Here is a 26,602-nt window from a genome sequence, read left to right as displayed (position 1 = left end):
GTTTACACCGGCTCAGCCCGAGGGGAACGTCATCAACGCGACCGGATCGGTCGTCGGCGCCTTCGATCCCCCGGCCGGCTCCACCGTGAGCCCCATGGCCGACGACCCCCCGACCGGCCCGCGCAGCAGGGTCGCCGCACCCCCGTCGGAGGTGTGCAGCAGCCCCGCCGAGCGCATCGTGCCCCCGTCGCTGAACCACAGCTGGTAGACCCGGCCCGAGGGCGGTTCGGGCAGTCCGGAGGCGAGGAACACCGCACGGTCCAGCCCGCGGGAGACCACGACCGAGCCGGTGGCCCCGTCCTTGAGCTTGCCGCCGCGGGTACGGGCGTCCGGCGCGGCCAGCACCCGGGACACCTCCTCCACCTCGGTGACCCGCCGCTCGGCGCGGCTCGCCGAGTCCCGTGCGTCGGACGCCTGCCGGTACTGCCACACCGCGGCCCCGCCGAGGGCGGCGGCCCCGGCCAGACAGGCCGCCAGGGCGAAGCCCAGGACCCGGACCCGGCGGTCACCGCGCCGCCGCGATGCGGCGTGGGACTCACGGGACCGGCCCTCGTGGGACCGGCCGTCGCGGGACCGGTCCTCCTGGGCCCGGCGGTCCTGGGCCCGGCGGTCGTCCCGGCCGTCATGGGACGGCACCCGCGGCGGCTCCTGACGGACCGTGGCGATCCGCCGCATCACCTCGTCCTTCATCAGCGGGGACGGCGTCAGCGAGGTGGCCACCGCCAGCCGCCCCGCGGTCTCCCGCAGCTCCCGCACCTCCTGCGCGCACGCCTCGCACACCGCGAGATGGCGCTCGAACTCCTCCAGCTCCCGGCCCGACAGCGCGTGGACGGCGTACGCCCCGGTCAAGGTGTGCAGTTCGGCTCCGGTCATGCCCCGACTCCCATACAGTCCCGGAGCCGGATCAGCCCGTCCCGGAGTCTGGTCTTCACGGTCCCCAGCGGCAGCGCCAGCAGCTCCGCCACCTCGCGGTAGGTACGGCCCCGGTAGTACGCGAGCGTCACCGACTGCCGTTGCAGCTCGGTCAGCGTCCGCATACAGCGGCGCACCTGCTCCCGCTCCAGCCTGGCCTCCACCTGCTCGGTCACCTCGTCGAACGCGGGGGTGCGGGCCAGCAGCGCGGCCCGCGCCTCACGGTCGGAGGCGGCCTGCGCGGAGCGCACCCGGTCCACCGCCCGCCGGTGGGCCAGCGTCATGATCCACCCCATGGCGCTGCCCCGCCCCGGCTCGAACCGCGCCGCCGACCGCCACACCTCGACCAGCACCTCCTGGGTGACCTCCTCGGCCTGGGCCGGGTCGCGCAGCAGACTGCGCGTCAGCCCGAGGACGGGGCCGCTGACCGCGTCGTACAGGGCCGCGAACGCGTTCTGGTCCCCCCGGGCCACCATGTGGAGCAACTCCTCGAGGGCCGGGCCACGGGCGGCCGGTCCGCCGATGTACACGGGTTCTCTCACAGGCCGTCCTTCCGGGATCAACGATGCGGCGCACACGCAGGTGTCGTACCTCATTCGTCGCCCGGACGGGCGTGGATTGGAGGAAGCTGCTCCGAAGATGCGCGCGCGAGATCGCCGTGCGGGAGAGCGGACGGGAAAGTTGCCGATCCGGCAACATGCGTTGGCGTTCCGGCATGACGCGCGGGAAGCTCGGCCCCATGACCGGACATCAGGGCGCGGACGGCGCCCACACCCAGGCACACCACCACCACGCCGATATCGACTGGAGCGTCCACGGTCCGCTGCTGGAGCGGGGCGCCGAGCTGAGCGCCCCCGTCCACCGCGAGGCGGGGAGGTGGCTGGCGGAGCGGACCGGCCGGGAGGTGCGCCGGATCCTCGATGTCGGCAGCGGCCCCGGGGTGGTCTCCTGCCTGTTCGCCGAGGTCTTCCCGGAGGCCGAAGTGGTCGCGGTGGACGGTACGCCGGAGCTGCTGGAGCGGACCCGGGAGCGCGCGGCGCGGCTGGGGCTCGCCGATCGTCTCACCACCCGCCACGCGGAACTGCCCGGTGACTTCGGGACGCTGGGCGAGGCCGATCTGATCTGGTCCAGCAAGACCGTGCACCACCTGGGCGACCAACGCGGCGCGGTGCGCGAGTTGGCCCGGCTGGTGCGCCCCGGGGGAGTGCTGGCGCTGGCCGAGGGCGGGCTGCCGCTGCGCTGTCTGCCGCGTGACGCGGGGCTCGGCCGACCCGGTCTGCTGGCCCGGCTCGAGGCCCTCGACGGGGAGCGGTTCAACGAGATGCGGGCCGCGCTGCCGGAGACCGTGGACACGGTCGAGGACTGGTCCGCGATGCTGACCGAGGCCGGTCTCGAGGCGGCCGCCAGCCGTACCTTCCTGCTCGATCTGCCCGCCCCGCTGGACACCCCGGCCCGCCGCTGGCTCCAGGCCGAACTGGGCCACCGGCGCGAGGCCGCCGCCGACCTGCTGGCCGACGGCGACCTCGTGGCGCTGGACCGGCTGCTCGACCCCGACGATCCTGCCGGGATCATGCGGCGGCCAGACGCCTTCGTGCTGAGCGCCCAGACCGTCCACAGCGCGCTGCGGACGGGATGAGCCGGGTCAGCTGGTGGTCAGGGTGAGGTTGTAGGCGGAGAGGATCGGGTTCAGCGGCTGGTAGTACGTCGTACCGCCGCTGGTGCAGTTGCCGGAGCCGCCGGAGAGGACGCCCTGGCCCTCGCTGCCGGAGATGTACGGACCGCCGGAGTCACCGGGCTCGGCGCACACACTGGTCCGCGACACGCCCCTGACGGTGCCCTGGCTGTACTGCACGCTGGTGTTGTGCTGGAGGATCGTGCCGCAGTGCCAGCCGGTGGTCGAGCCGGAGCGGCAGACGGACGAACCGGCCGGGGCCTGCTGGGAGCCGCCGACCACCACATTGGTGTTGTCGGCGCCGACCACCCACGGCTGGGGCGTCCAGTTGTCGTTGGTCTCCACCCAGGCGTAGTCGTTGCCCGGGAAGGTGGATCCCTGGAAGGAGCCCTGGGCCACCCGGTTGTATCCGGCGGTGGAGTCCCCGGGGTCGCCGCAGTGTCCGGCGGTGACGAAGCCGTTGCGGTCGCCCTGGGTGACCGAGAAGCCGATCGAGCAGCGCGCGGAGCTGTTGATGTAGTACGCCTCGCCGCCGCGCAGGTCGTACAGCGGCCGCGGCCGCTCGGGCGACTGCACCACCCGGACCACCTCACGGTCGGCGCCGCTCGCGGAGACGAAGTCCGTCGCCCCGGCGGTGTTGGTCGCCTGGACCACCACGCTGTTGCTCTTGAGGTCGACGTACCAGGCGGAGGCGGCGTCCACGGCCGGGGCGCGCGAGGCGGCGGCCCGGTCCAGGGCCTCCTTGGCGCCGGTGAGCTCCCGCAGGCTGTGGTCGACCACCGCGGCCTTGGCGCCGCTGGCGGTGATGGTGCCGCTCTGGCCCCGGTCGGTGGTGGCGACCGTCAGCTCGGCGGTGTTGCCGCTCACCCAGGCGCCGCCGTAGCTGCCGCCGAGGCTCTTGCGCAGACCGGGCTCGGCGGCACCGGCCCGGTACTCGTTGTTGATCCGGGTCTTCGCCTCGTCGGCGGTCAGACCGAGGTCACGCTGCATGGCGGCGAGCATTCCCGGCGGGATCTCCCGCTGCGGTCCATGGGTGGGATCTCCGGGGTCGGCGGCCGCGGGTATGCCGGTGCTCAGGAAGAGGGCGGCTATGGCGACGGTGCAACCGGCGGCCAGTTCAAGGCCGTGACGGCGTCTGCGGGGCATGGGCTGTCTCCTCAGGCGTAATAAGCAGTCACGCTGTGTGCCTTACTGAGCGCCAAGCGTAATTGTGGGTGCCGAGGACCGCTCGGCGGACGCCGGAGGCCCCCCCGAGGAGGCGGGCACGACAACGCCCCGCCGCGTGGTGCGCGGCGGGGCGGTTGAGCCGATCGGCCGTCAGGCCGGTGCCGGGTCAGGTGATGTTGAAGGTGTCGGGGTCGGGACCGAGACGCTCGCCCGCGTCCAGCGACCCGATGGCGGCCAGGTCCTCCGCGTCCAGCTCGAAGTCGAAGACGTCGATGTTCTCCGCGATCCGGGACGGGGTCACGGACTTGGGAATCACCACATTGCCGAGGTCGAGGTGCCAGCGCAGCACCACCTGGGCGGCGGACTTGCCGTGCTTGGCGCCGATCGCCGCCAGCTTCGGGTCGTCCAGCAGCCCCTTGCCCTGGCCGAGCGGGGACCACGCCTCGGTGGCGATGTCATGGCGTGCGTTGAACGCCCGCAGTTCCGACTGCTGGAGCCGCGGATGCAGCTCCACCTGGTCGATCACCGGGACGACCGAACCCTCGGAGAGCAGCCGCTGGAGATGGGCGGGGTGGAAGTTGGAGACCCCGATGGCCTTGGCCCGGCCGTCGGCGTAGATCTTCTCGAGTGCCTTCCAGGAGTCGACGAACGTGTCCACCTCGGGCAGCGGCCAGTGGATCAGATACAGATCGATGTGATCCAGGCCCAGCTTGGTCAGCGAGGTGTCGAAGGCGCGCAGGGTGGCGTCGTAGCCCTGGTCGGAGTTCCAGAGCTTGGTGGTGACGAACAGCTCGTCGCGGGCGATGCCCGACGCGGCGAGCGCCTTCCCCGTGCCCTCCTCGTTGCCGTAGATGGCGGCGGTGTCGATGCTGCGGTACCCGGCCTCGAGCGCCTGCCCCACCGCGACCTGCGCCTCGTCATCCGGAACCTGCCAGACGCCGAAACCGAGCTGCGGCATCCGGACGCCGTTGTTGAGGGTGATGAAGGGGATCTTGCTCACGAAAGGTCGATCCTTCTACGTCGGATACAGATACGTACTACCCCTGAGTCAACGATCACCGCCCCCGCCGCATTCCCTCCCCGGCCCGGCCAGGAACATCCGGACGACCGAACCGGCCTGGGACGGCTCGTTGTCCGCCGAGCGGTCCGGCGGGGGCTAGGCCGTGTCGTTCGGATCTTTCGCGGGTCCGCGACGCCGGCTACGGCACCTCGCGGCGTTGTCGCCAGACCCGAGTACGCCCAGTACGCGGGTCAGGCTCCGCCTTGCGATGCACCGCATCCGACGCCGCGGCCTGATCCGCGAAGATCCAAACGACACGACCTAGGCGGGGGCGGTGGTCAGGGCCAGCCGCGTCGCGCGGGTCCGCTCGGCGGCCCGGCGCGCGGCGTCGGGCAGTGCCGGGACCGTGCGCAGGAGGCCGTAGAGGTCGGCCGCGAAGGCCGCGGCGTGCGCGGCGGACAGCGGGCCGTGGTGGGCGACCACCACCTCGGCCGCCCCCGCGAAGAGCGGGGCCAGGGCCGCGCCGTCGGAGCAGCCCAGCACCACACCGCGCAGCCGCGCCCCGGTCAGCCTGCGGTACGCGGCCAGTAACTCCGCGACCCGGGTGACCGGGGTGCGGTACGGCGCCCCGTGGGTGTCCTCGAAGACGAGCGCGGAGTCCTCGCGGCGGCACACCAGATGGAGCACATCGGGGCGTACGGTCAGCACCCGGCGCAGATCGGTGGCGGCGGCCGCCGGGCACCAGTCCACGGTCAGCGCGCCCCGCGCCGCGCGCTGGATCTCGGATAACTCCCGGCCCTCCGGAACGGCCCCGGCCACCAGCACCCGCCGGACCCCGCCCGCACAGGGCTCGGGCACGGCCGCGCGGAACACCTCGTTGTGCGGATAGGTGCGCAGGGCGGCGGCCAGCAGCCGGAGTCTGCCGTCGGCCACCTCGCCCCCGGCCACCGTACGGGCCACCGCGGACCAGAACGCCCCGGCGGCGGGGCCCGGCGCGGGCGGGTCGGACGCGGCGGGCGCGGCGGGCGCGGCGGGGAAACCCGCTCTGCGAAGCAGACCCACCGCGCTCGGACCCGGCGGGAAGACCCGCGTCAGCTCCTGGACCTCCGTCGCCGTCAGCGCCCCGCCCGCGTCCTCCACGGTCCGCAGCTCTCCCGTCCTCGTCCGTGCCCGTCCCCGCCGTCCGCCATCATGCCGGGTACCGGCGGGCCGCCGCCCAGGTCACCGAGGTGCCGTCAGTGGCAGCGGGTCCGCGATCTCCTCCCGGAAGCGGTGCAGGGTGTGGCCGTCGCGCACGGTGGCGCCGACCGCGACCGCCGCCCGGGCCCTCGCCCCGCGCGGCGCCCGGACCACCATGGCCAGCCGGTACGTACCGCCGATCCGCACCGCGTGGGTGTGCCGGATCTCCCAGCCCGGATCGGAGCGCAGCTCCCGCCGCGCCTCGAGGGAGATCCGCTCGCCCGGGTCGGCCCGGCCGGGGTCGAGGAAGCCCAGCCGCGGCCCGAGCCGGGCGGCCGGGGAGAACGGCACGTCCGCGGCCGCCTCGATGCGCTGCCGCGGGGTCATGGACCAGGCCACCGGCTGGAAGGCCGTGGCGCCGTCGCGCACCGGCTCGGCCGACAGCGTCACATCGAGGTTGAGCGTATGCAGCTCGGGCTCCGGCGCGTCCCGGGCGCAGGTCACCGAGCAGTGCAGCAGATGGAAAACGGCGCTGTGCGCCTCGGCGTCGAGAAAGGCGGACAGCTCCGGATCCCCGCCGACGAGCTCCGCCGTCACGGGTACGGACACCGGCCCGCCCAGGACGACGCGCCCGGTCAGGGCGGGGACGACGGCGGGCCGGGGTGTTTCCTCGGACGGCAGGGACAGGGTGCGTTCGGGAAGGTCGGGGAGAATGACGTCGATCATTGCGTGCCCCCTCAAGCGGCTCAGTTCGGGTAAGCGGCTCAGGTTGTGCTCACTGGTACAGCGCTTCGACTTCGACGGCGTACGCCTGCTCGATCGCCGTCCGCTTCAGTTTCAGCGAAGGCGTCAGCAGACCATGCTCCTCCGAGAACTGCGCGGCAAGTATCCGGAACGTACGAATTGACTCCGCCTGCGAGACGGTGGTGTTCGCCGCGACCACCGCCCGCCGGATCTCGGTCTCCAGGTCCGGGTCCCGGACCAGCTCGCTGGGCGGCAGCTCCGGTTTGCCGCGCATCGTCAGCCAGTGCGAGACCGACTCCGGGTCCAGCGTGACCAGCGCCGCGACATACGGGCGGTCATTGCCGACCACGATGCACTGGGCGACCAGCGGATGCGCCCGCACCCGCTCCTCCAGGCCCACCGGCGACACCGACTTGCCGCCGGAGGTCACCAGGATCTCCTTCTTCCGTCCGGTGATGGTGAGGTAGCCGTCGTCGTCCAGGGCGCCCAGGTCACCGGTGGCGAGCCAGCCGTCGCGCAGCACCGTGTCGGTGGTCTTGGGGTCGTTGTGGTAGCCGCTGAAGATCTGCCCGCCGCGCAGCCACACCTCCCCGTCGTCGGCGATGTACACCGAGGTGCCGGGGATCGGCATGCCGACCGTGCCGTAGCGGGTGCGCTCGGGCGGATTGGCGGTGGCGGCCGCGGTGGACTCGGTGAGCCCGTAGCCCTCGTAGATGGTGACGCCCGCGCCCGCGAAGAACAGCCCGAGCCGCCGCTCCATGGCCGAGCCGCCGGACATGGCGTGCCGGATCCGGCCGCCCATCGCCCCGCGCACCTTGCTGTAGACGACCTTGTCGAAGAACTGGTGCTGCATCCGCAGCGAGGCACCCGGTCCGGGCCCGGTGCCGAACGCCTTGGCCTCCTGCGCCTCCGCGTACCGCACCGCGACGTCCACGGCCTTGTCGAACGGCCCGGACCGGCCCTCGGCCTCGGCCTTGCGCCGCGCCGCGGCGAAGACCTTCTCGAAGATGTACGGCACGGCGAGGATGAAGGTCGGCTGGAAGGTCTGGAGGTCGGGCAGGAGCGCGGCGGCCGACAGATTGGGCTGGTGGGCGAGTTTGACCCGGCCCCGGATGGCGGCGACCTCCACCATCCGGCCGAAGACATGTGCCAGCGGGAGGAACAGCAGGGTGGCCGCCTCATCGCCCGGCTTGGAGTGGAACGCCGTCTCGAACCGCTCGACGATGTTGTCGCACTCGGCCATCAGATTGGCGTGCGAGATCACACAGCCCTTGGGGCGGCCGGTGGTGCCCGAGGTGTAGATGATGGTCGCGGGCTGGTCCGGGGTCATGGCCCGGCGGTGCCGCTCCACCATCTCCTCGTCGACCGTCTCCCCGGCCGCGAGCAGTTCCTCCAGCGCTCCGGCGTCCAGCTGCCACAGCCGGGCCAGCTGGGGCAGCCGCCCCACCACCGAGCCCACCGTCATCGCATGGTCCTCGTGCTCGACCACACAGGCGGAGACCCCGGCGTCATGCAGACTCCAGAAGACCTGCTCGGCGGAGGAAGTGGGGTAGAGGGGGACGCTCTGGGCGCCCAGGGTCCAGAGCGCGAAGTCGAAGAGTGTCCACTCGTAGCGGGTGCGGGACATGATCGCGACGCGGTCGCCGAACCGGACCCCCTGCGCCAGCAGTCCCTTGGCGAGCGCCATCACCTCGTCCCGGAACTCGCCCGAGGTCACGTCCTGCCAGTGGCCGTCCGCCGTCTTCCGGGCGAGCGCCACCCGGTGGGGATCGGCGTCCGCATGCTCGAAGACGGCGTCCGCCAGTCCTCCGGCCTGGGGCGTCGTCGCCATCGGGGGGACGGTGAACTCGCGCAATACCTGCTCCTTGAAGCCGCTCCGCACAGCGCCGCGACGCTACCGGATCGGGCCGCCGATGCGGGAGAGGCCCTTTGTGCCCGGTACGCGCGAAATGCGTGGCGGCCCGTGAGGTGAAAGGCTGTCAACCGGGGCCTCTAGGGGGCTGATTGCTCAGAGTCGCGTCCTGTGCACCGCATGTGTGGCTCATATGTAACGGATTTCTGCACGGAATCTCTCCGATGGTGGCACAGGGCCCGCGCGAATGGCGCCGACAGGAGGCCGCACGGCCGCCCGTGCCATGGCGTCACACGGCCGATCGCCGTACGGCGGTGCGAAGTCGGGAGTCCCGGACGCGGGGTCTCGCGCCCGGCCCGGAGCGGCTGCCGGACCCCTCGTGATCAAGCCAGGTGTGTCCACCGTCACACCGCCCGCGGACCTCCCTGCCCGGTGTCCCCGACCGCTTTGCGGGCGATCAGAAACGCCTGCGGGGTGGACTCGCTGTGCGACTCCGTGTGCTCCGGACCCCGCACCGTCCGCGCGTGGACCGGCAGCCCCGCCCGGTCCAGCAGCTCGGCGATACGGTCCGGCCGCCACCGTCGGAAGGTCAGCTCCACCGGGTGGCCGAACGCCTCCGTGAAGCACAGCGGATCATCGCCCACCTGGAACGCGACCAGCAGCCGGCCGCCCGGCGCCAGCACCCGGTGGAACTCCGCGAACACCTCCGGCAGCCGCTCCGCCGGGACATGGATGGTCGAGTACCAGGCCACCACGGCCCCGAGCGAACCGTCCGGCTGGTCCAGGGCCAGCATCGATCCCTCCTCGAACCGCAGCCCCGGATGCTCCCGCCGGGCCAGCGCGACCATCCCGGGCGACAGATCGACGCCGAAGACGGACAGCCCCAGACCGTGCAGATAGGCGGTGATCCGGCCAGGACCGCAGCCGACGTCGGCCACCGGTCCGCCCCCGGCCTCCCGTACGGTCTCGGCGAAACCGGTGAGCAGCGCGCGGTCCAGCGGCCTGCCCGCCAGCACATCGCCGAAGCGCGCGTCGTAGTCGACGGCGACGGTGTCATAGGACGCCCGGGTGGCCCGGAGGAAGTCGGCTTCGGTCATGAGCAGGCACCCTAGCCAACCCTGACGACAACGCCCGTGCGTGGGACGGGACATGTGCGGGTCCCGGGCGCACCGCCCGGCCCGGGACCCGAGGGGTTCAGCGGTGGGCGGACCGTACGCGGTCCAGCGGCAGCCGGACCAGGGCGCCGGAGCCATGGCCGTCGAGCGGCGCGTTGAACTCCCGGACCTGGCGGAGTTCGGTATCGCTCAGCGCCCGGCCGTAGAGCCGGAACTCGTCGAGATCGCCCGTCATCCGGGACCGGCTGTCCACGGTCTGGCCGAGGTGGACGGCAAACGGCGAGGTGCGGCTGACGGTGCCGGGGGCGTCGGGCGCGGTGGCGGTGGCGCCGCCGTCCACGCTGAGGGAGAGCCGTCCGCCGGAGCGGGTCAGGGCGAGGTGGTGCCACTGGCCGTCGTTGTACGCGGCGCCGGTGCTCACCGAGGCGCTGGTGAAGGTGGCGAAGCCGTTGACCGTGGTGATCAGCGCCCGGATCCGGTTGCCCGTCGGTTCACCGCGCAGCCAGACCTGGGGCTGCTTGGTGCCGATCCCGCCCATCCAGAGGAAGGGGTGCTGTCCCGAGGCGGCGGAGTAGCGGAACCACATGCTCACGGTGAAGTCACGGGTCCCCAGCGGCAACGCGTCACGGTACGGCAGCCGTACCGCGTCATCGGTGCCGTCGAAGGACAGCCCGCGGCCGAACCGGCCCTCGGTGCCGGACGCGCCGCCGAGCACCGTCGCGGGCCGGGCGCCGGGGGCGCGGTCCTCGGTGGTGGGCGCGGGGGCGCGGCGCGGGCCGAGCCAGTCCTCGGTGAACCGGGCGAAGCGGATCTCGTCGCGCGCGTCCACCGCGCCTCCCTCGTAGAGCAGTCCGACCGTGTCCCGCGAGATCGCGGCCATGTCCGAGTAGCCGGACCAGTCGGTGGTCACCACCGCGCCGTTCTCCACCCCGTCCCAGCTTCGGGCCTCGTCCCAGGAGGAACGGATCATCATGGTGCGGCGCCGGTCCGGGTCGGCGGGGGCGGCGAACAGCAGTCTGCCGTGGCCGCCGCGGCCGGAGTCGGACAGCCGCAGGATCGAGCCCTGCACCTGGGGGGTGGGCAGATCGGGGACGGTGCGGAAGGGCGTGGTGAAGCTCTGACCGCCGTCCCGGCTGATGGCGTAGTCACGGTGGCCGAGGTCGGTGCCGTCCTGCTCGCGTCCGCTGACGTAGACCGAACCGTCGGAGCGCTCCACGAGCGTCATCTCGGACGGCTTCTGCCGGAAGGTGCCGTCCGCCGCGATCGGGAAGGTGTCCACCGCGCCGAGCTTCCAGCGCCGGCCGCCGTCGTCGCTGTAGGCCAGCGCGGCGTGGTTATGGGTGATGCGGGTGCCGTCGTGGCTCTCGGTGTTGACGGTGAAGAGAAGACGGCCCTTGTGCCGGCCGTGCCGGAGCTGGATGCCGTGCACCGGGCCGGTGGCGTACCAGGAGTTCCAGGACGGCGGCAGCAGGGCGGGGCTGAGATCCTCCGGCGCCGACCAGCTGGCGCCGTCGTCATCGCTGTACTGGAGGTGCGGGGTGCGGTCACAGGGCACCTCGCAGCTCTGGGAGTCGTCCCGGCCGGTGTTGTACGTGCTGGCGAGCACGATCCGGCCGGTGCGCCGGTCCACCACGGGCGCCGGATTGCCGTGGGTGTCCCCGCCGCCCTCGTTGATCACCTGGAGCGGGCCCCAGGTGCGGCCCCCGTCGGTCGAGCGCTTCAGCACCAGGTCGATATCCCCGGCGTCCCCGCAGTTGTCCACCCGGCCCTCGGCGAACGCCAGCAGGGTGCCGTCCTTGGACTTCACGACCGCCGGGATCCGGAAGCAGGAGTACCCCTGCTCCTCGGCGGCCTTGAACAGCACCTGCTGCTCGAATCCGGAACCGGTACGGGCCGCGGACGCGGGGGAATCCGCGTCCGCGGCCCGTACCTGAAGCGGGGTCAGGGCGAGCGCCGCGACGGCGAGCAGCACCGTCGCGCGGCGTCGCCATGGTCTGGTGCGGAGAAGGGGAACTGACGCCATGGTCACGACCTGCCCTTCGGACGGTCCGTCAGAGCCGCCTGGGCGGCACGGGATCTGGACATCGGGACGTCCGGCCATGACATCGGGCCATGACATCGGGCCATCAGGACATCAGGACATCCCATGTCACAGAGGTGACTGGGCTGAAAGTTTCTCGTCTCCCGGCCCGCCGCCACAAGGACCCTGCGTCAGATCTCTCCGGAACAGGGTGTGTTGGGGCCATTCGGCGGTTCCGCGGAAGATCGGGCTTCAGCCCCCGTCGACCGCGCTGCGCAGGGCGATGCGCTCCTCGCCCGCGTACACGTTCATCGAGCTGCCGCGCAGAAAGCCGACCAGGGTCAGCCCGGTCTCCGCGGCCAGGTCCACGGCCAGCGAGGACGGCGCCGAGACCGCCGCCAGCACCGGGATCCCCGCCATGACGGCCTTCTGCGCCAGCTCGAACGAGGCACGGCCGGAGACCAGCAGCACCGCCCCGGACAGCGGCAGCGCCCCTTGCTGGAGCGCCCGTCCGACCAGCTTGTCCACCGCGTTGTGGCGGCCCACGTCCTCCCGGACGTCCAGCAGTTCACCGTCCGGCGTGAACAGCGCCGCCGCGTGCAGCCCGCCGGTCCGGTCGAAGACCCGCTGCGCGGCGCGCAGCCGGTCGGGGAGGGCGGAGAGCGTTTCCGGCTCGATCCGCGTGTGCGCCGCGTCCGCGTCGGCCGGTGCGAGCGACCAGCGCGCGGTGGTCCGCACCGCGTCCAGACTGGCCTTTCCGCACAGCCCGCACGACGACGTCGTATAGACGTTCCGCTCCAGGGAGATGTCCGGGACGGCGACGCCGGGCGCCAGCCTCACATCCACCACGTTGTACGTGTTCGAGCCGTCCTCGGTCGCGCCCGCGCAGTAGACGATGTTCGCCAGCTCGTCCCGGCGCCCGAGCACCCCCTCGCTCACTAGGAACCCGGCAGCGAGGGCGAAGTCATCGCCGGGTGTCCGCATGGTGATGGCGAGCGGCTTGCCGTTCAGCCGGATCTCGAGCGGTTCCTCCGCGACGAGAGTGTCCGGCCGCGCGCTGACCGCGCCGTCCCGGACGCGGATGACCCGGCGCCGCTCGGTGACCCGTCCCATGTCGATCAGTCCCGCTTCCGTGGCTGGTTCCGTACCGTCCCCATTGTCCAGCACGGATTTCCCGGCGACGCCGTGGTCACGGGCGGACTGGGGTCACGCCCCGGGGCCGACCGGACCCGCCATCCGATCCACCGCCCGCTTGGCCTCCAGCAGATCCGCGTCGGTGAGCCTGCGGTAGACCTTGACGGCCTCGACCGTCTTGCCCCCCCGGGCCAGTCGCTCGACCTCGTCGAGGCCGGGCACGGTCATGGCGATACCCATCTGCTCCATGACCAGGTCGAGCTTCTCCTCGATCCGCGCGACCCGGCGGTCCAGGCGCCGTATCCGGCTGTCGACGGCCGGGTAGACCATGATGAGCACGAAGAGCGTGACGTAGGCGGCTATCTCCATGACGGGTGAGCGTAGCGGCGGGGTGCTCCTCGGCGAACGGTTCACCTTGTCCGCAGCTTGCCCCGCCACCGTCCGCCCGTGATCGCCTACCGAGCGTCGCATCGGGGGTGGCTCCCCGACCCCCGTCACCCCCTGTCCGCACCGCCCGGGGCGGTACGGATACGCAGGTGAAACGCACTCCAAAAGCTTGGTATCGTTGTGCGTGTCGCCGCGGGGACCGCGGTGCAGACACCTTGTCCGGGTGGCGGAATGGCAGACGCGCTAGCTTGAGGTGCTAGTGCCCTTTATCGGGCGTGGGGGTTCAAGTCCCCCCTCGGACACCATCGAGAAACCCCAGGTCACCTGGGGTTTTCTGCGTTTCTGGGCAGGGCACGTCAGCTCCTCTGACTTCATCGTTGAGGAAGCGGTCCTCCTGAGGCGTCTCGGGGGGATCGAGTGACCTGCGATCTGCTCGACCACATCCTTGAGGTGGGCGCGTGGCGGAATCTCCCGGAAGGGGCCGGGCGTGGGCCCGGCCCCTTCCGGTGGTGCGCGTCTCGGCTACCGGCAGCCCTGCGCCTCGACCGCCGTCGGCAGATACGCGCGCAGGAAGCGCTCGAGCGCCTTGCGGCGCTCGGAGACGTCTTCCGGGGCGGGGGAGGAGAGATGGACCTCCAGCGCCAGCGTGGTGTCCTTGCCCTTGGGCGGGCAGGACGTGGCGACAAGCGCCCCCCGGTCCGCGAGCCGGGCATCGTCGCCGATGTCCACCTTCTTCGGGTTGCCGTACCGGATCAGAGCGTCTTCCTTGACCTTCAGGGGGTCATGGCCCTTGGTGACGGAGTCCCGTTTGATGCTGAGCGCCGGCACATAGCCGCTCTTCCCATCGGGCACCACGCTGATGACGCATTCCTGGCCGATGTCCGACGTGATGGAACGCGTCTTCAACTTCTCGCCCGCCGGCAGCAGCGGGGCGAGCAGATCGGGGTCGACCTCGGTGCCGCAGACCTTCTTGGGCACCGTGTAGTCGCGGGATTCCCCGCCACAGCCGACGGCACCCACCAGAAGCACCCCGCTGAGCACAAGGAGGGAACTGCGTTTCAACGGGATGCTCCCCTGGGTCAGTGCGAGGGCTGTCGGCCGGGGAGGCCACGGGCGGTCGCGTTGCCGCTCAGCGCCGACCTGTCGATGTCCTCGCGGGCGGTGTATTCGTCGAACGGGTGGTCGGGGTACTGCTTGTTCCAGATCTCCGCGAACGCCTTCAGCTGCTGAGACCGTCCTTCGAACGTCTCGCCGTTCTGCTTGAGGTTCTCCGCACCGATGCGCGCCTCCTCGTCCAGGCGCCAGGCGTAGGACGCCATGAACAGTCCGCGGTCCACGGCACCGGCCACATTGCCCTCCGGGATGAAGGCCGCCACCGTTCCGGCGCCCTGGTAGGACCACAACGTCTTCCACGCGGCGTCCTGTTTGTCCGCCGCCACCTTGTCCGCCAGCGCCTGGTACCGCGCCTCTTCCAGGAATCCCACCGTGTGCCCGGCACGCTCGAGGGTCTGCTTGGGGTCCTCGGGTTTGTCGTGGTGGATGTCGTGGACGATCTCGCGGTTGATGCCGTCGTTGAGCAGGCCGTACGCGTCCTGGTCGCGCGACACCTGCTTGGTGACCTCCAGCAGCTGCTTGCGGTCCAGCTGCCGGGGGTCGCCGGGGTCGTCGTCCTTGGCGGAGGCGGTCTGGTGGAACTCGTCACCGTGGTTGACGAGGATCTTGGCCATGTCGTCCCGCATCTCGGGCGGGAAGTCGTCCTTCTTGGCGGAGAGGTAGTCCAGCGACTGGTCCAGGATCTCCCGGTGGGCCGGGGTGTGCGGGGGAGCCTTCGCCGAGGGGTCGCCCGGGTCGACTCCGGTGGCCGCGGCGGTGAGCGCGGCTCCGGTGGACTCCCAGTACGGCCGGGGGGTCTTCTGCTCGTGTACCTCGCCGTAGCCGCCGTCCGGAATCGAGTCGTCGAGCACCGGCCGGTCCTTGAGCACCCACTTCAGGTTGTCCTGCGGCTCGTGAGTGCTGAAGAACTCGGTGGAGGCGTCGGGGGTCCTGGACAGCGCCTTCATGAACCCGGTCATCGGGTCCCGGCCCGCGTCCTTGTCGTCGCCGAAATGCAGGGGATCGTTCTGGGCCAGGGCGTCCGGCGTGTCCCAGGGCAGTACGTTGTGGCGCTTCGGGTTGCCGACGCCCCCCAGCTCCACGTCACCGGTGTGCTTCTTCTCGTAGGCCGTGAGCTGGTTGCCGTAGTGGGTCAGGAAGTCCTTGTCGTAGGTGCCGTTCCGCATCAGATTGCTCATCAGCTGGAACCCGTAGCCGCGCTTCTCACCGTTGCTGTCGGCGAATTGATGGCCGCCGAGCGCGACCACCTGGTCCTTCCACTGGTGGATCCCCTCGCCGTCCTGGCGCGAGGCCAGGCCAAGGGTGGTGCCGAAGCGCTGCTCCATGGTGCGGAGCAGTTTCATCCGCTCGTCCCGGTCGGGGTTCCGGTAGGAGTTGTCGTTGCCGTCCCAGGAGTTCAGGTCGGTGGCGGCCGACCAGAACTTCAGTGTGCCCTTGGCGCCGAGCTCCCCCGCCACCCGTTCGGCGAAGACGGGATCCCCCTGGTGTGCCTTCAACAGGTCGTTGAGCTGGGTGAGTTGCTTGTTGCTGAGCTTGGTGGGGTCTTTCTCGGCCAGCTTGACGAACGCGTTGGAGGCGTCGATGGACTTCTTCGCGGCGCCGAAGCTCTTGAACCCGGTGGAACCGAAGTCGTACTTGTCCTTGGCGTGGAAGCGGAGCGCCGCGGCCGCCGTGCGGTCGGTCTCGGCGACCTCGCCCAGGAGGGTCTTGATCTGATCGGCGACGCCGTCGACCTGGCACTGTGTCGGCTTCATCTCGACGTCGTCACGGGCTTTGACGGTGCCCTGGGCGGTGATGTGGATGTCCTGCTTGGCCGCCCACTCCACGATCTCGCCGAGCTTCTTCTTATGGGCGATGAACTTGTTGTAGGCGCCGCTGAGCACCGTGTGCACACTGCGCGCCTCGGTGAGGATGTCCTGGAACTGCTCCGCCGTCTTCGTGGTGAACGCCTTCGTCACCGTGGCGTTGTCGCCCTTCCAGTCTGCCCCGTTGGCCTTCTTCGCGAGATCCGCCGCGCTGATGTCCCCGTCACCGCCGTTGGCGAGCTTCTCCAGCTTGTCCACCATCGTCTTCCAGTCGGTGACGGCCTTGTGCAGCGTCCCGAGCCGCAGATCATGGAGTTCTTGGTACGTCAGCCCCATGGTGTTGCTCCCCCGTTCTCGTACCGCACTTCGCGGTACGTCTTTCCGCGTTACCGAGTTCTCGTGGTCACTTGATGTATTCGTATATGCGCGAAGCGGTCATGTGTTTGCCCTCGAGGTTGGTCATCCCCGTGACGATCTTGTGCTCGTCCTCGCGGTGCGTGGCGCGCGTGTAGTCGAGGTGGTTCGAGATGAGTGCGCAGGCTTCCTTGAGCGTCTGCAACTTCGTATTCCACGCGTCGTGCAACTCGGTGAGTGCGGACCCCGTGTCCAGGCCGTCGTTGAACAGCTCGATCGACGCGTCGAAGGTGTTCTGCCGGGCGTGGTCCCCGTACGTGGACAGCCGTCCCCGCAGATCCCGCCCCATGTCACCGACCTTGCCCAACTGGTCGTCGCGGACGACGAGGTCGCCGTCCGGGGTCTTGCCCGAACCGTCGCCGCTGCCTTTCGCCTGATTCAGCTGCGTATGTACGGGCTGCTGGTCGGTCGCCTCACTCTTCCGGTGATTCCACTCCTCCTTGAAGGACATGCTGTGTCGCCCCCTGGTCCGTGAATGGCATGGAAAGCAAAACCCTATCAAGGGGTTAACGGAAGGGGGCGACAACAGTGGTGCCGCTAAAGGGAGTTGCGAAGGGATCAGACGATTCATTCCGAAAAGACGGACTCGGCGTACCCGGCCGCCCACGCGGAGTTTCCGGGGGTGTCAGCCCGCGGCGGCGAACACGGCGGTGCGGCCCAGCGCCACCGAGAACTGGTCGACCACCTGCCCCAGCGCCTCGGCCGCGCCCGGCGACACCGTCACCCCGCCGTCCGGCCGGACGGTGATGTCCTTGTCGAGGGTGAACCAGCCCTGGACGATATGGGCCGCGCCCATCGACGACAGCACCGGCCGCAGCGCGTAGTCGATGGCCAGGACGTGTGCCGTGGTGCCGCCGGTGGCCAGGGGCAGCACGGTCTTGCCCGCGAGAGCGTACTGCGGCAGCAGATCCAGCAGCGATTTGAGCAGCCCCGAGTAGGCGGCCTTGTAGACGGGGGTGCCGATGACGATTCCGTCCGCCTGCTCGACGAGTGCCGTGGCGCGGGTGATGGCCGGATGGCTGAAGTCGGCGCCGAGCAGGGCGGCGGCGGGCAGCGTACGGACGTCCAGCGGGACCACCTCATGGCCCTGGTCGGTCAGCCGCGCGTCCAGATGGCGCAGCAGCCGGGCGGTGCGGGAGGTGGCGGAGGGGGAGCCGGAGAGGGACAGCACGATGGCCATGGGGGACCTTTCGGGGGAACCGGGGGCACGGGGGATGGGGAGAAGAAGCCGCACGCGGGCAGGGCAGGGGGAACCGGCATACGGCGGCACGAAGGCGGGGGCCGGACCGGCCGGATGTCGGAACGGGAAGGCGCGCAGGGCGTGCCATGGCGGCGTTCCGTGTGAACTCAGTGGGGGAGAGCGGCGGAATACGCTCGGGCCCGGCGCGGGATCAGGCCGGACAGCAACAGAAGGAACTGGAGACACGCGCGAGGTCGACATGGCGTCGCCGCGTGAGGTCCTGTCGCTTCATGCCATCGATCCAAGCAGCGGAAAGTCCGGCCGGTCAAGGAGGACCGGTGGCCATTCCATATCCCGGACACACCGCCGGGACCCGTCTCAGGGGTGACGGCGCTTGATCATTTCGGCGCACTTCTCGCCGATCATCATCGTGGTGATGCACGGGTTGACGGCGACCAGATGCGGCATCACCGAGCCGTCGCACACCCGCAGCCCGCTCACCCCCTTCACCCGCAGCTGGGGGTCGAGCGGGGCGCCCGGGTCGTCCGGCGCTCCCATCTTCACCGTGCAGGAAGGGTGGTAGACGGTGTTGTGGGTCTGCCGGATGTAGTCGAAGAGCTCGTCATCGGTGTTCACTTCCGGGCCGGGGGCGAGTTCGGCCCCCGCCCACAGGGCCAGGGCGGGCCTGGCCGCGATATCGCGGGCCACCCGGAACCCCTCGGTCATCACGCGGATGTCGTGTTCGTGAGTGAAGTAGCGGGGGTCCACCCGGGGTTTGTCGCGGAAGTCGCGGGTGCGCAGCCGGACGGTGCCGGTGGAGCGGGCGCGGGTCACATTGGGGGTGAGGCAGAAGGCGTTCTCCGAGGTGGGATAGTTACGCCGGTAGGTGTTCATGTCGAACGGCACCGAGCCGTAGTGGAACATCAGGTCCGGCCGGTCCAGGTCGGGTTCGGTGGGGGAGAAGATGCCGATCTCCCACCACTGGGTGGAGCTGGTGACCATGGGCTGCTCGGCGTTCCACATGATCACGCCCTCCGGGTGGTCCTGGAGGTTCTCGCCGACACCCGGGGCGTCCACCACCACGTCGATGCCCACCTCGCGCAGCTGGCCGGCCGGGCCGATACCGGAGAGCATCAGCAGCTTCGGGGAGTCGATGGCGCCGCAGGAGACGATGACCTCGCGCCGGGCGTGCACGGTGTGGGTGTGGATGAGGTCGGGGGCCAGATACGCGACGCCCGTGCAGCGCCGGTCCTCGTTCAGCACCAGCCGTTTCGCCTGGAGCCCGGTGCGCACCTCGAGGTTGGACCGTTCGTCCATGACCGGATGCAGATAGGACACCGAGGCCGAACAACGGGTGCCGTCCTCGCGCGCGTTGATCTGGAACCAGTTGGCGCCGCGGACCACGGTGGTGCCGGTGTTGAACGCGACGGTGGGGATACCGGCCTCCTCGCAGGCCGCGAGCAGTGCCACACCGCACGGGTCCTTGGGCGGCACGCTGCGGAGGGTGACCGGGCCGTCGTGGCCGTGGTGGTCACCGGGCGCGTCATTGGACTCCAGCCGCTCGAAGAGCGGGAAGCAGTCCGCCGCCGACCAGCCGTCCAGCCCCTGAGCGGCCCATTCGTCGAGGTCCTCGGCCGGGGCCCAGAAGGCGATACAGGAGTTGTGGGACGAGCAGCCGCCGAGGACCTTGGCGCGGGCGTGCCGCATGAAGCTGTTGCCGGACTCCTGCGGTTCGATGGGGTAGTCCCAGTCGTAGCCGGACTCCAGCAGTCCCATCCAGCGGTCCAGCCGCAGTACGTTGTCGTCGCCGACGTCCGAGGGGCCCGCCTCCAGCAGACACACCGAGATCGAGGGGTCCTCGCTCAGCCGCGCCGCCACGACCGACCCGGCCGTACCGCCACCGACCACCACGTAGTCGAACTCGTCCACGGACCTCTCCTCACGGGGTGGTGGGGGCGGCGTGCTCGGCGAGCACGCCCGTGTGGTTGCGCTGGACGAACCAGTAGTAGGCGAAGCCACCGAGCGCGACGACGCCGATGAACAGGAACGCGCCCCAGCGCAGATACCAGTGCTGGGGACCGGTGGCGTTGTAGACCTCGGCACGCGGCCAGGCGAGGTTGATGGACATCGCCAGCCCCCACAGCACCGCGAGCACATTGACCGGCAGCCCGAACCGGCCCAGCGAGAAGCGCCCTTCGGCCGGTTTCCACTCGCCCCGGAGCCTGCGCAGCAGCATGGGCAGGGTGACCATCAGATAGGCGATGTAGATCATGATGATCGCGATACTGGTGACCACCGAGAAGATCTGCGGCTGGTTGATGTTGATGACCAGGATGGCGACCGCCACCAGACCGATGAGGATCGCCGGGAGCAGCGGCGTCTGGAACCGCGGATGCACCCGGGCCAGCTTGGAGCCGCCGGGGAGGTTGTTGTCCCGGGCCATGGCGAACATCAGCCGGATGCCCGCGGTGTGCACGGCCAGCGCGCATACGGTGATGGCGATGACCACGCACCACAGCACGATGTCGCCGATGGTGCCGCCGAGGGTCGACAGCACCACGTACTGCAACCCGTCCACCGAGAGCTGTTTGGCTCGCAGGTTCTCCACCGCGAGCAGGGCGAAGAGCAGGATGAGCCCGCCGATGATGAACGAGGCGACCAGCGCCCGCAGAATGGCACGTGGCGCGTTGCGGGCCGGGTTCAGGGACTCCTCGCCCAGCGAGGACGCGGTGTCGAAGCCGTACATCACATAGGCCGAGGCCAGCGAGGCGGTCAGGAACGCCCCCAGATAGCCCAGATGCTGTCCGCTGCCGAGGCCGTTGGTCTCCAGCACGGCGGACGGTCCGCGGGTGATGTGCGCGGCCAGCAGCAGGATCAGCACGATCGCGGCGATCAGCTCGATGGCCACGCCCGCCGAGTTGATCCGCGCCATCAGCTTCACACCGAAGCCGTTCACCAGCGTGGTGAACAGCACCAGGATGCTGCCGAGCACCACCGCGTTGGCCGCCCGTTCGGTACCGCTGCTGCCGTCGCCGATGAACTGGAACCACGCGGAGATCTGCGGCAGCGTGATCTGGTACGCCAGTGCCACCGCGGCCAACGACACCATGGTGGCCGTCATCATCATCCAGCCGCCCAGCCAGCCCACATGCGGACCGCCCAGCAGCTTGGACCAGTTGTAGACCGATCCGGCCACCGGATAGCGGCCCGCCAGTTCGCAGAAGCAGAGCGCCACCATCAGCTGGCCCGCGAACACCATCGGCCAGGACCACCAGTAGGCCGGGCCGCCGTGGTTCACCCCGAAGTAGAACAGCTGGAAGGTGCCGGTGAGGATGGAGATATAGCTGATCCCGGCGGCGAAGGTGTGGAAGTTGCCGAGGGTGCGCTTGAGTTCGGGACGGTAGCCCAGCTCGGTGATCGAGTCGTCGTCGTGGCCGCCCTCGGGACGGGCACCCGGCGACGGCTCGGCGGGCTCGGTCGCCGTCATACGGACCACCTCCGCGGTGTCATGAGCCACCTCCGCGGTGTCATGAGAACCACCTCTGCGGGCGGGGCGCGGTGTTGCGCCAGATGTGCTTGGCCTCCTGGTACTCGGCGAGCCCCGCCGGGCCCAGCTCGCGCCCGATCCCGGACTGCTTCATCCCGCCCCATTCCGCCTGCGGGACATAGGGATGGAAGTCGTTGATCCACACGGTGCCGGCGCGCAGCCGGGAGGCCACCCGCTGCGCCTTCTCCGCGTCCTGTGTCCACACCGCCCCGGCCAGCCCGTACACCGTGTCATTGGCCAGCGCGACGGCCTCGTCCTCGTCGCGGAACCGCTCCACGGTGAGCACCGGGCCGAACGACTCCTCCTGCACCACGGACATGTCCGGGGTGCAGTCGTCCAGGACCGTCGGCAGATAGAAGTAGCCCCGCTCGAGATCCGGATCGTCCGGCGGCGCCCCGCCGCAGCGCAGCACCGCGCCCGCGTCCAGCCCGGACGCCACATAGGCCGCCACCTTCTCGCGGTGCGCCGCGGAGATCAGCGGGCCGCTGCGGGCGTCCTCGTCGAACGGACCGCCGAGCCGGATCTGCCGGGCCCGGTGCACGATCTCGTCGATGAACGCGTCGTGCAGCTGCTCCTGGACCAGCAGCCGGGCCCCCGCCGAGCACACCTGCCCGGCGTGCAGGAACACGGCCATCAGGGCGTAGTCCACGGCGGTGTCGAAGTCCGAGTCGGTGAAGACGATGTTGGGGTTCTTGCCGCCCAGCTCCAGCGCGATCTTCTTCACGGTGGGCGCGGCGGCCGCCATGATCCAGCGCCCGGTGACCACACCACCGGTGAACGACACCAGGTCCACCCGCTCGTCCGTGGCCAGCGGCGCCCCCACGGTCGATCCGGCGCCCAGCACCAGATTGGCGGCGCCCGGCGGTACCCCGGCCTCGGCCAGCAGCCGGATCAGCCCGATGGCGCTGTGCGGGGTCAGCTCGCTGGGCTTGAGGACGAAGGTGTCCCCGGCGGCGAGCGCGGGTGCGACCTTCCAGGCCGTCTGGAGCAGCGGGTAGTTCCACGGTGTGATCAGACCGCAGACCCCCACCGGCTCATGCACCACTCTGCTGTCCACTTCCGCGCTGCCCACGTCGATGACCCGCCCCGGGCTCGCGGAAGAGATCAGATTGCCGAAGTAGCGGAAGCAGTTGGCGATGTCGTCGAGGTCGTATTCGCTCTCCACCAGCCGCTTTCCGGTGTCCAGGGACTCGGCGCGGGCGATGTCGGCCTTGTCGCGCTCCAGCAGGTCGGCGACGCGCAGCAGCAGCCTGCCGCGCTCGGCGGCCGGGGTGCCGGGCCAGGGGCCGCGGTCGAAGGCGTCTCGGGCGGCCGCGATGGCCGCGGCCGTGTCCTTCGGCCCGGCCTCGTCGATCGTGGCCACCGGACTGCCGTCCGCGGGGCAGCGGATCTCACGGGTGTGTCCGTCGAGGGCGGCCGTCCAGCTGCCGCCGATGAAAAGCTCCGGCATCTATCGCCTCCGGGCTCGGACGGAGTGGCCGACCCCCGTGGTGACCGTGGTGACACCACGCTCGGTGATCCTTCGCCGTCCCTCGGTCCCCCGGGTGCGCGAGGCCGGTCCACACACCGAGCGTAAGTGGCGCCGGTCTCCCTCGCACGGCGTAACCGGGACGCGGCCGCTGATCGGCGGGGGTGGGCGGTGACGGGCGGGTGTGACGGCGACGGGCGGGTGTGCGGGTGTGACGGCGACGGGCGGGTGTGCGGGTGTGACGGCGACGGGCGGCGCGGGACGGGAGCGGGCGGCGCCGGGCGGACCGCGGCTCTCCCGGCGCACTCCCTCGCTCCCGCCACCCCGCTCGCGGTCCGGGCGGCCGGGTCCGGCGGCCCCCGAGCCGGAAACCCTGGGGTTCCCCAGGCCACCCTGGGCCGATGCCCTTACGGCCGGTACATCTTCACCGTGCAGAATCCTCGTCATGGTCCACGAGTCCGAAGCCCCCCGCGCCCTCGCCGACGAACTGCTCACCGCCCTCGACCCGATGCCGTATCCGCGCCGGATGCACGAACTGGCCGTACGGACCAGGGCGGCCACCGCACGCGGTGAACTCGGCGCGCTGATCGTCGAGTTGGAACGGCGGGGGACGTATGAGCGGCGGCTCGCGGCAGCTGCCGCGTCGGTCGGCGGCCGGACCGGCCACCTCGAGGAGCGGCTGCTGGACCCGGACCCGGTGGTGCGCCACCACGCCCTCGCGGTGGCGCGTGACGGGGACGGTATCGACGACGAGGCGCTGGAGACGGCGTTCCAGGACGCGCCCGCCGCCGTACGCCGGGAGCTGGCACGTACCGTCGTCGCCGGGCGGCGCACCGCACTCGCCGACCGGCTGATCGACCCGGTGCGGGAGCGGTGGGGCGACGCCGAGGCGGCCCGGCTGCTGCCCGGCTGTGGAGCGGACACCCTCGCGCGGCTGCTGCCCGCCCTCTTCCACGCCGTCGGCGGCTGGCGCGCCCTGGTCGCCCGCCACCCCCGCACCTTCCTCGACGAGGCCGAGCGGCAGCTCACCGCGTTGCCCCAGGCGCTGCGCGACGCCTGGTGGACGCGGTACGCACACGGTGTGGCGCTGGCCGTGCCCGCCGAGCCGGACCGGGTGCTGGATCTGCTGGAGGATGTGTGCCACGGCGTGCTGCCGGTCCCGGTACGGCACCGGCTGTCCGCGCTGATGGCCGCCGACCCCACGCGTACGCTGCGGCTGCTGCTCACCCCCGACCAGGCGCCCCTGCTGCGCGGCCGCGGCCTCGAACGGGCCGTACTGCGCCGCCTCGTACGTGCCGACCCGCCCGAAATCCCCATGCTGGCACGGGCGCTGCGGCACGACCCGGACGCGCTGGCGCGGCTGCTGGCCGCGCTGCCGCCCGGCCGCCGCGCCGATGTCTTCGACCACGCCACCGCGGAACACGACCGCGACCACACCTCCATCGACCCGGCGGTCCTCGATGTGCTGCCGCGTGTCACGCGGCAGGAGGAGGCGCGCCGGATGGCGGCGCGGGCGCGGGACCGCGGGGCGCACTGGACCGCGGTGCTGGAGGCCGTGGCGTATCTGCCGGTCGACGAGGCGCGCGAGGAACTGCTCGGCGCGACACGCCGTTCCGCCGCGGAGGACCGCGCCCTCGCCTATCCACTGCTGATCCGCAATGCCGCCCACTCCGGCGACCCCGCCGCCGTCACCTCCCTGCTGGACCTGCTGGAGCGGTTGCGCAACGAACAGGACCCGGTGCGCGCGGCCGCGCTCGGCGCGCTCGCCACCGTCCCTCCCGCCCTGTTCACCGACGACGCCGCCGACCAGCTGGACCGGGTCGCGGGCGACGCGATCCAGGCCCGGGACTCCTCCCCGGCCACCCGGCGGGCGCTGCGCGGGCTCGCCATCGCGCTGCTGCGCGAACACGCCGTCACCGGACAGCGGGAGCTGCTGGGCTGGGCGTTGCGCACCGTCACCCGGCTGGCCGGGCGGGTCGGCGCCGCCGACCTCGGCAGACTCGACCACACCCTGCGGCGCGGCCAGGAACACGCCGTCTTCGAGGCGCTGCGTCCCTGGCTCGAGGCGGGCGCCGACCGGGTCGACCACGAGCTGACGTTCGCCCTCGTCCGCTCGCTCGGACGGCGCGCCCACGCCATGCCCGAACTCCAGGAACTGCTGCACCAGGCCATTCAGTTCGGCAGCGACACCACCGCCCGAACCGCGGTCGAGCTGTGGCTGGAGCCGCCCGGTGAGCGCGACGCGCGGGTCGCGGAGCTTGTCGCACAGGACCCCTCGGCGGCCGTACTGCCGCCCGTCCTCGCCGTGTTGACACGTCGGCGCACCGATCTGCTGGACCTCGTCCTGGCCGACACGCCGCCCTACGGCCGGTTCCTCACCCCCGGCACCGCGTGGACCCCGCCCGCCACCCATGACGCCGACCGCTGGCTGCCCCGCCAGCAGGCCGCCGCCGCACGCCTGCTGGAGCGGACCGTCGCCGACACCTCCCGTCCGGCCCATGAGCGCACCTCGGCCCTCGCCCGCGCCGCGCTGATCCCCGGCACCGGCGCCACCGCCGTACGGGGCTGGGCCGGTGTCGATGACACGGTGCTGGCCGAGGCCGCCCTCGCCGCGCTCGCGCACACCGACCGGCCCGGGGACGCCCTGCCCGCACTGCTTGCCCACGCGGGCGGCGACCGGGCCCGGGTGGCGATGTACGCGGCCACCCGGGCGGCCCGTTACACCGCGCCCTCCCTGCTGGCGGCCCCGATCCGCGGCGTGCTCGCCCCGGACGGGGTGGCGACGGCCGTACCGGCCGTGCCCCCGAAGGTCACCAGACGCAAGGAGGCCGCCCGGCTCGCCGCCACCCTGCTGCCGGTGCCCGATGCCGCCACCCTCCTCGCCGACGCCCGTGAGGTGCCCGGTCAGCACCACGACGTCCAGGCCGCCTGCGTGGCCTTCGCGGCCCGGCTGCTCGACGCCGAGCGGGCCTGGGAGATGCTGACCGCCGCGGCGGGCGGGCGGCGCGAGCTGCGCCACGCCGTGCTGCGCGTCCATCCGCTGGACCTGCCCGAAGCCCACCGGGCGCGCTACGCCCAGCTGATACGCGTCGTCTGCGACACCGACGACCCCGAGGTGGCCGCGGCGGGCCATGCCGCACTCGCCCTCTGGTCGCCCTGGGCGCCGGACGTGGCGGCCGTCCTCGTCACCGCCATCACCGATCTCGACAACCGGGCGGGCTGGGCCTCCGCCGCCGACGCGCTGCTGGCCCTGGTGGCCGCCGCCCCCGACGGCACGCCCGAGGACAATCCGCTGGCCTGGGCCCTCGCCGCCCTCGCCACCGCCGACGCCCGGCCGGACACGCCCGACGCCGCGCCGGGCCGGGACCGCCCCGCGCGCCGCCGGATCCGCCACCTCGCCACCCGGCTCGCCGGGCGCACCCCCGGCGGCGCCGCGACACGCCCGATGCGGCGCGCCGCCACCGCCGCGGCCGAACTCCTCGCCGGATACGAGACGTTCATCCCCGACGCCGCCCATGTCCTCGTCCACGTACTGGACCTGGACTCCCGCCCCGGCCCGCTGGCCGCCGCGCTCGCCCGGCTTAGCCGCCTCCACTCCGCCCGCCCGGCCCTCGCCGCCCGTACCGCCGACGTACTGCACCGGCGGCTGAACGCGGCGGCGCGGCCCGGTTCCGACGAGGCGCTGCGGCGTGCGGCGCGGCAGCTCGGCGAGGACGGCGGACACGCCGCCGGGCTGTTCGCCACCACCGTCACCGAGGCGGGCGGCCGTCGCACCGACTGGTCGGAGCCGTGGCGCGAGCAACTGCGTACGCTGCGCGGGCATCCGCACCCGGACGTACGGGACGCGGCGCTGCTGGTGGCCACGGCGGAGGAGTAGGTGCGGCGCCCCGGCC

Annotated in this window: 21 protein-coding genes and 1 tRNA gene; 3 read left to right on the top strand and 19 right to left on the bottom strand. The window is 71.6% G+C overall.

The window, feature by feature from the left end:
* Positions 1-12: 12 nt before the first annotated feature.
* The gene (locus tag AB0C66_RS26090; RefSeq protein ID WP_362443244.1) at positions 13-873 is read right to left on the bottom strand and encodes an anti-sigma factor; all 861 of its coding nucleotides are present in this window, start codon (positions 871-873) and stop codon (positions 13-15) included.
* The gene (locus AB0C66_RS26085; protein WP_362443241.1) at positions 870-1,454 is read right to left on the bottom strand and encodes a sigma-70 family RNA polymerase sigma factor; all 585 of its coding nucleotides are present in this window, start codon (positions 1,452-1,454) and stop codon (positions 870-872) included. Before AB0C66_RS26085 ends, AB0C66_RS26090 begins: the two co-directional genes overlap by 4 nt.
* A 197-nt stretch (positions 1,455-1,651) precedes the next feature.
* Here AB0C66_RS26085 and AB0C66_RS26080 point away from each other — a divergent pair, with 197 nt between their 5' ends.
* A complete protein-coding gene (locus AB0C66_RS26080; RefSeq protein WP_362443238.1) occupies positions 1,652-2,548 on the top strand; it encodes a class I SAM-dependent methyltransferase in 897 nt (298 codons plus the stop codon).
* Positions 2,549-2,554: 6 nt separating this feature from the next.
* Here the strand turns inward: AB0C66_RS26080 and AB0C66_RS26075 are convergent, their stop codons facing one another.
* From AB0C66_RS26075 to AB0C66_RS26035, 9 genes are all read right to left on the bottom strand, one after another.
* Positions 2,555-3,730, bottom strand: a complete 1,176-nt coding sequence (locus tag AB0C66_RS26075; RefSeq protein ID WP_362443235.1) for a S1 family peptidase — start codon at positions 3,728-3,730, stop codon at positions 2,555-2,557.
* 187 nt (positions 3,731-3,917) lie between these two features.
* Positions 3,918-4,751 carry an aldo/keto reductase gene (locus AB0C66_RS26070; protein ID WP_362443232.1) on the bottom strand — a complete coding sequence of 278 codons (834 nt, stop codon included), beginning with the start codon at positions 4,749-4,751 and terminating at the stop codon, positions 3,918-3,920.
* A gap of 321 nt (positions 4,752-5,072) precedes the next feature.
* Positions 5,073-5,891, bottom strand: a complete 819-nt coding sequence (locus AB0C66_RS26065; RefSeq protein ID WP_362443229.1) for an effector-associated domain EAD1-containing protein — start codon at positions 5,889-5,891, stop codon at positions 5,073-5,075.
* An 81-nt stretch (positions 5,892-5,972) separates the two neighbouring features.
* Positions 5,973-6,656 (bottom strand): hypothetical protein, encoded by a 684-nt coding sequence (locus tag AB0C66_RS26060; RefSeq protein WP_362443226.1) that lies wholly within the window; start codon positions 6,654-6,656, stop codon positions 5,973-5,975.
* Positions 6,657-6,705: 49 nt separating this feature from the next.
* Entirely contained in the window at positions 6,706-8,529 is a 1,824-nt protein-coding gene (locus tag AB0C66_RS26055; RefSeq protein WP_362443223.1) for an AMP-dependent synthetase/ligase, read from the bottom strand.
* A 401-nt stretch (positions 8,530-8,930) separates the two neighbouring features.
* Entirely contained in the window at positions 8,931-9,623 is a 693-nt protein-coding gene (locus AB0C66_RS26050) for a class I SAM-dependent methyltransferase (protein ID WP_362443220.1), read from the bottom strand.
* Between the two features lie 97 nt (positions 9,624-9,720).
* Positions 9,721-11,664: a sialidase family protein gene (locus AB0C66_RS26045; protein ID WP_362443217.1), complete on the bottom strand. Its 1,944-nt coding sequence runs from the start codon at positions 11,662-11,664 to the stop codon at positions 9,721-9,723.
* A gap of 249 nt (positions 11,665-11,913) precedes the next feature.
* Positions 11,914-12,774 (bottom strand): formate dehydrogenase accessory sulfurtransferase FdhD, encoded by an 861-nt coding sequence (gene fdhD / locus AB0C66_RS26040; protein WP_362443214.1) that lies wholly within the window; start codon positions 12,772-12,774, stop codon positions 11,914-11,916.
* 93 nt (positions 12,775-12,867) lie between these two features.
* The gene (locus AB0C66_RS26035; RefSeq protein ID WP_362443211.1) at positions 12,868-13,164 is read right to left on the bottom strand and encodes a hypothetical protein; all 297 of its coding nucleotides are present in this window, start codon (positions 13,162-13,164) and stop codon (positions 12,868-12,870) included.
* A gap of 235 nt (positions 13,165-13,399) precedes the next feature.
* Between AB0C66_RS26035 and AB0C66_RS26030 the strand changes: the two genes are divergently transcribed.
* Positions 13,400-13,487, top strand: a tRNA-Leu gene (locus tag AB0C66_RS26030).
* A 217-nt stretch (positions 13,488-13,704) separates the two neighbouring features.
* Here the strand turns inward: AB0C66_RS26030 and AB0C66_RS26025 are convergent.
* The 8 genes from AB0C66_RS26025 to AB0C66_RS25990 form a co-directional block, all read right to left on the bottom strand.
* Positions 13,705-14,244 carry a hypothetical protein gene (locus tag AB0C66_RS26025; RefSeq protein ID WP_362443208.1) on the bottom strand — a complete coding sequence of 180 codons (540 nt, stop codon included), beginning with the start codon at positions 14,242-14,244 and terminating at the stop codon, positions 13,705-13,707.
* Between the two features lie 17 nt (positions 14,245-14,261).
* On the bottom strand, positions 14,262-16,436 hold the full coding sequence (locus AB0C66_RS26020; RefSeq protein WP_362443205.1) for a hypothetical protein: 2,175 nt from the start codon (positions 16,434-16,436) through the stop codon (positions 14,262-14,264).
* A gap of 67 nt (positions 16,437-16,503) precedes the next feature.
* The gene (locus AB0C66_RS26015; protein ID WP_362443202.1) at positions 16,504-16,965 is read right to left on the bottom strand and encodes a hypothetical protein; all 462 of its coding nucleotides are present in this window, start codon (positions 16,963-16,965) and stop codon (positions 16,504-16,506) included.
* 174 nt (positions 16,966-17,139) lie between these two features.
* Positions 17,140-17,694 carry an NADPH-dependent FMN reductase gene (ssuE, locus tag AB0C66_RS26010; protein ID WP_362443199.1) on the bottom strand — a complete coding sequence of 185 codons (555 nt, stop codon included), beginning with the start codon at positions 17,692-17,694 and terminating at the stop codon, positions 17,140-17,142.
* Positions 17,695-17,905: 211 nt separating this feature from the next.
* Positions 17,906-17,986, bottom strand: coding sequence for a putative leader peptide (locus tag AB0C66_RS26005; protein ID WP_362443353.1), 81 nt, complete (start codon positions 17,984-17,986; stop codon positions 17,906-17,908).
* A gap of 86 nt (positions 17,987-18,072) precedes the next feature.
* Positions 18,073-19,623, bottom strand: coding sequence for a GMC family oxidoreductase N-terminal domain-containing protein (locus AB0C66_RS26000; RefSeq protein ID WP_362443196.1), 1,551 nt, complete (start codon positions 19,621-19,623; stop codon positions 18,073-18,075).
* Between the two features lie 10 nt (positions 19,624-19,633).
* Positions 19,634-21,181, bottom strand: a complete 1,548-nt coding sequence (locus tag AB0C66_RS25995) for an APC family permease (RefSeq protein WP_362443193.1) — start codon at positions 21,179-21,181, stop codon at positions 19,634-19,636.
* Between the two features lie 40 nt (positions 21,182-21,221).
* Positions 21,222-22,691, bottom strand: a complete 1,470-nt coding sequence (locus tag AB0C66_RS25990) for an aldehyde dehydrogenase family protein (protein WP_362443190.1) — start codon at positions 22,689-22,691, stop codon at positions 21,222-21,224.
* A gap of 463 nt (positions 22,692-23,154) precedes the next feature.
* On the opposite strand from AB0C66_RS25990, the gene AB0C66_RS25985 reads away from it, so the two are divergent.
* On the top strand, positions 23,155-26,586 hold the full coding sequence (locus AB0C66_RS25985; protein ID WP_362443187.1) for a hypothetical protein: 3,432 nt from the start codon (positions 23,155-23,157) through the stop codon (positions 26,584-26,586).
* Positions 26,587-26,602 lie beyond the last annotated feature (16 nt).

The sequence above is a fragment of the Streptomyces sp. NPDC048636 genome (genome assembly GCF_040650655.1).
Classification (GTDB): Bacteria; Actinomycetota; Actinomycetes; order Streptomycetales; family Streptomycetaceae; genus Streptomyces.
Note: the sequence above shows the minus strand (reverse complement) of the source record. Positions and strands in the feature narration are given on the sequence as shown.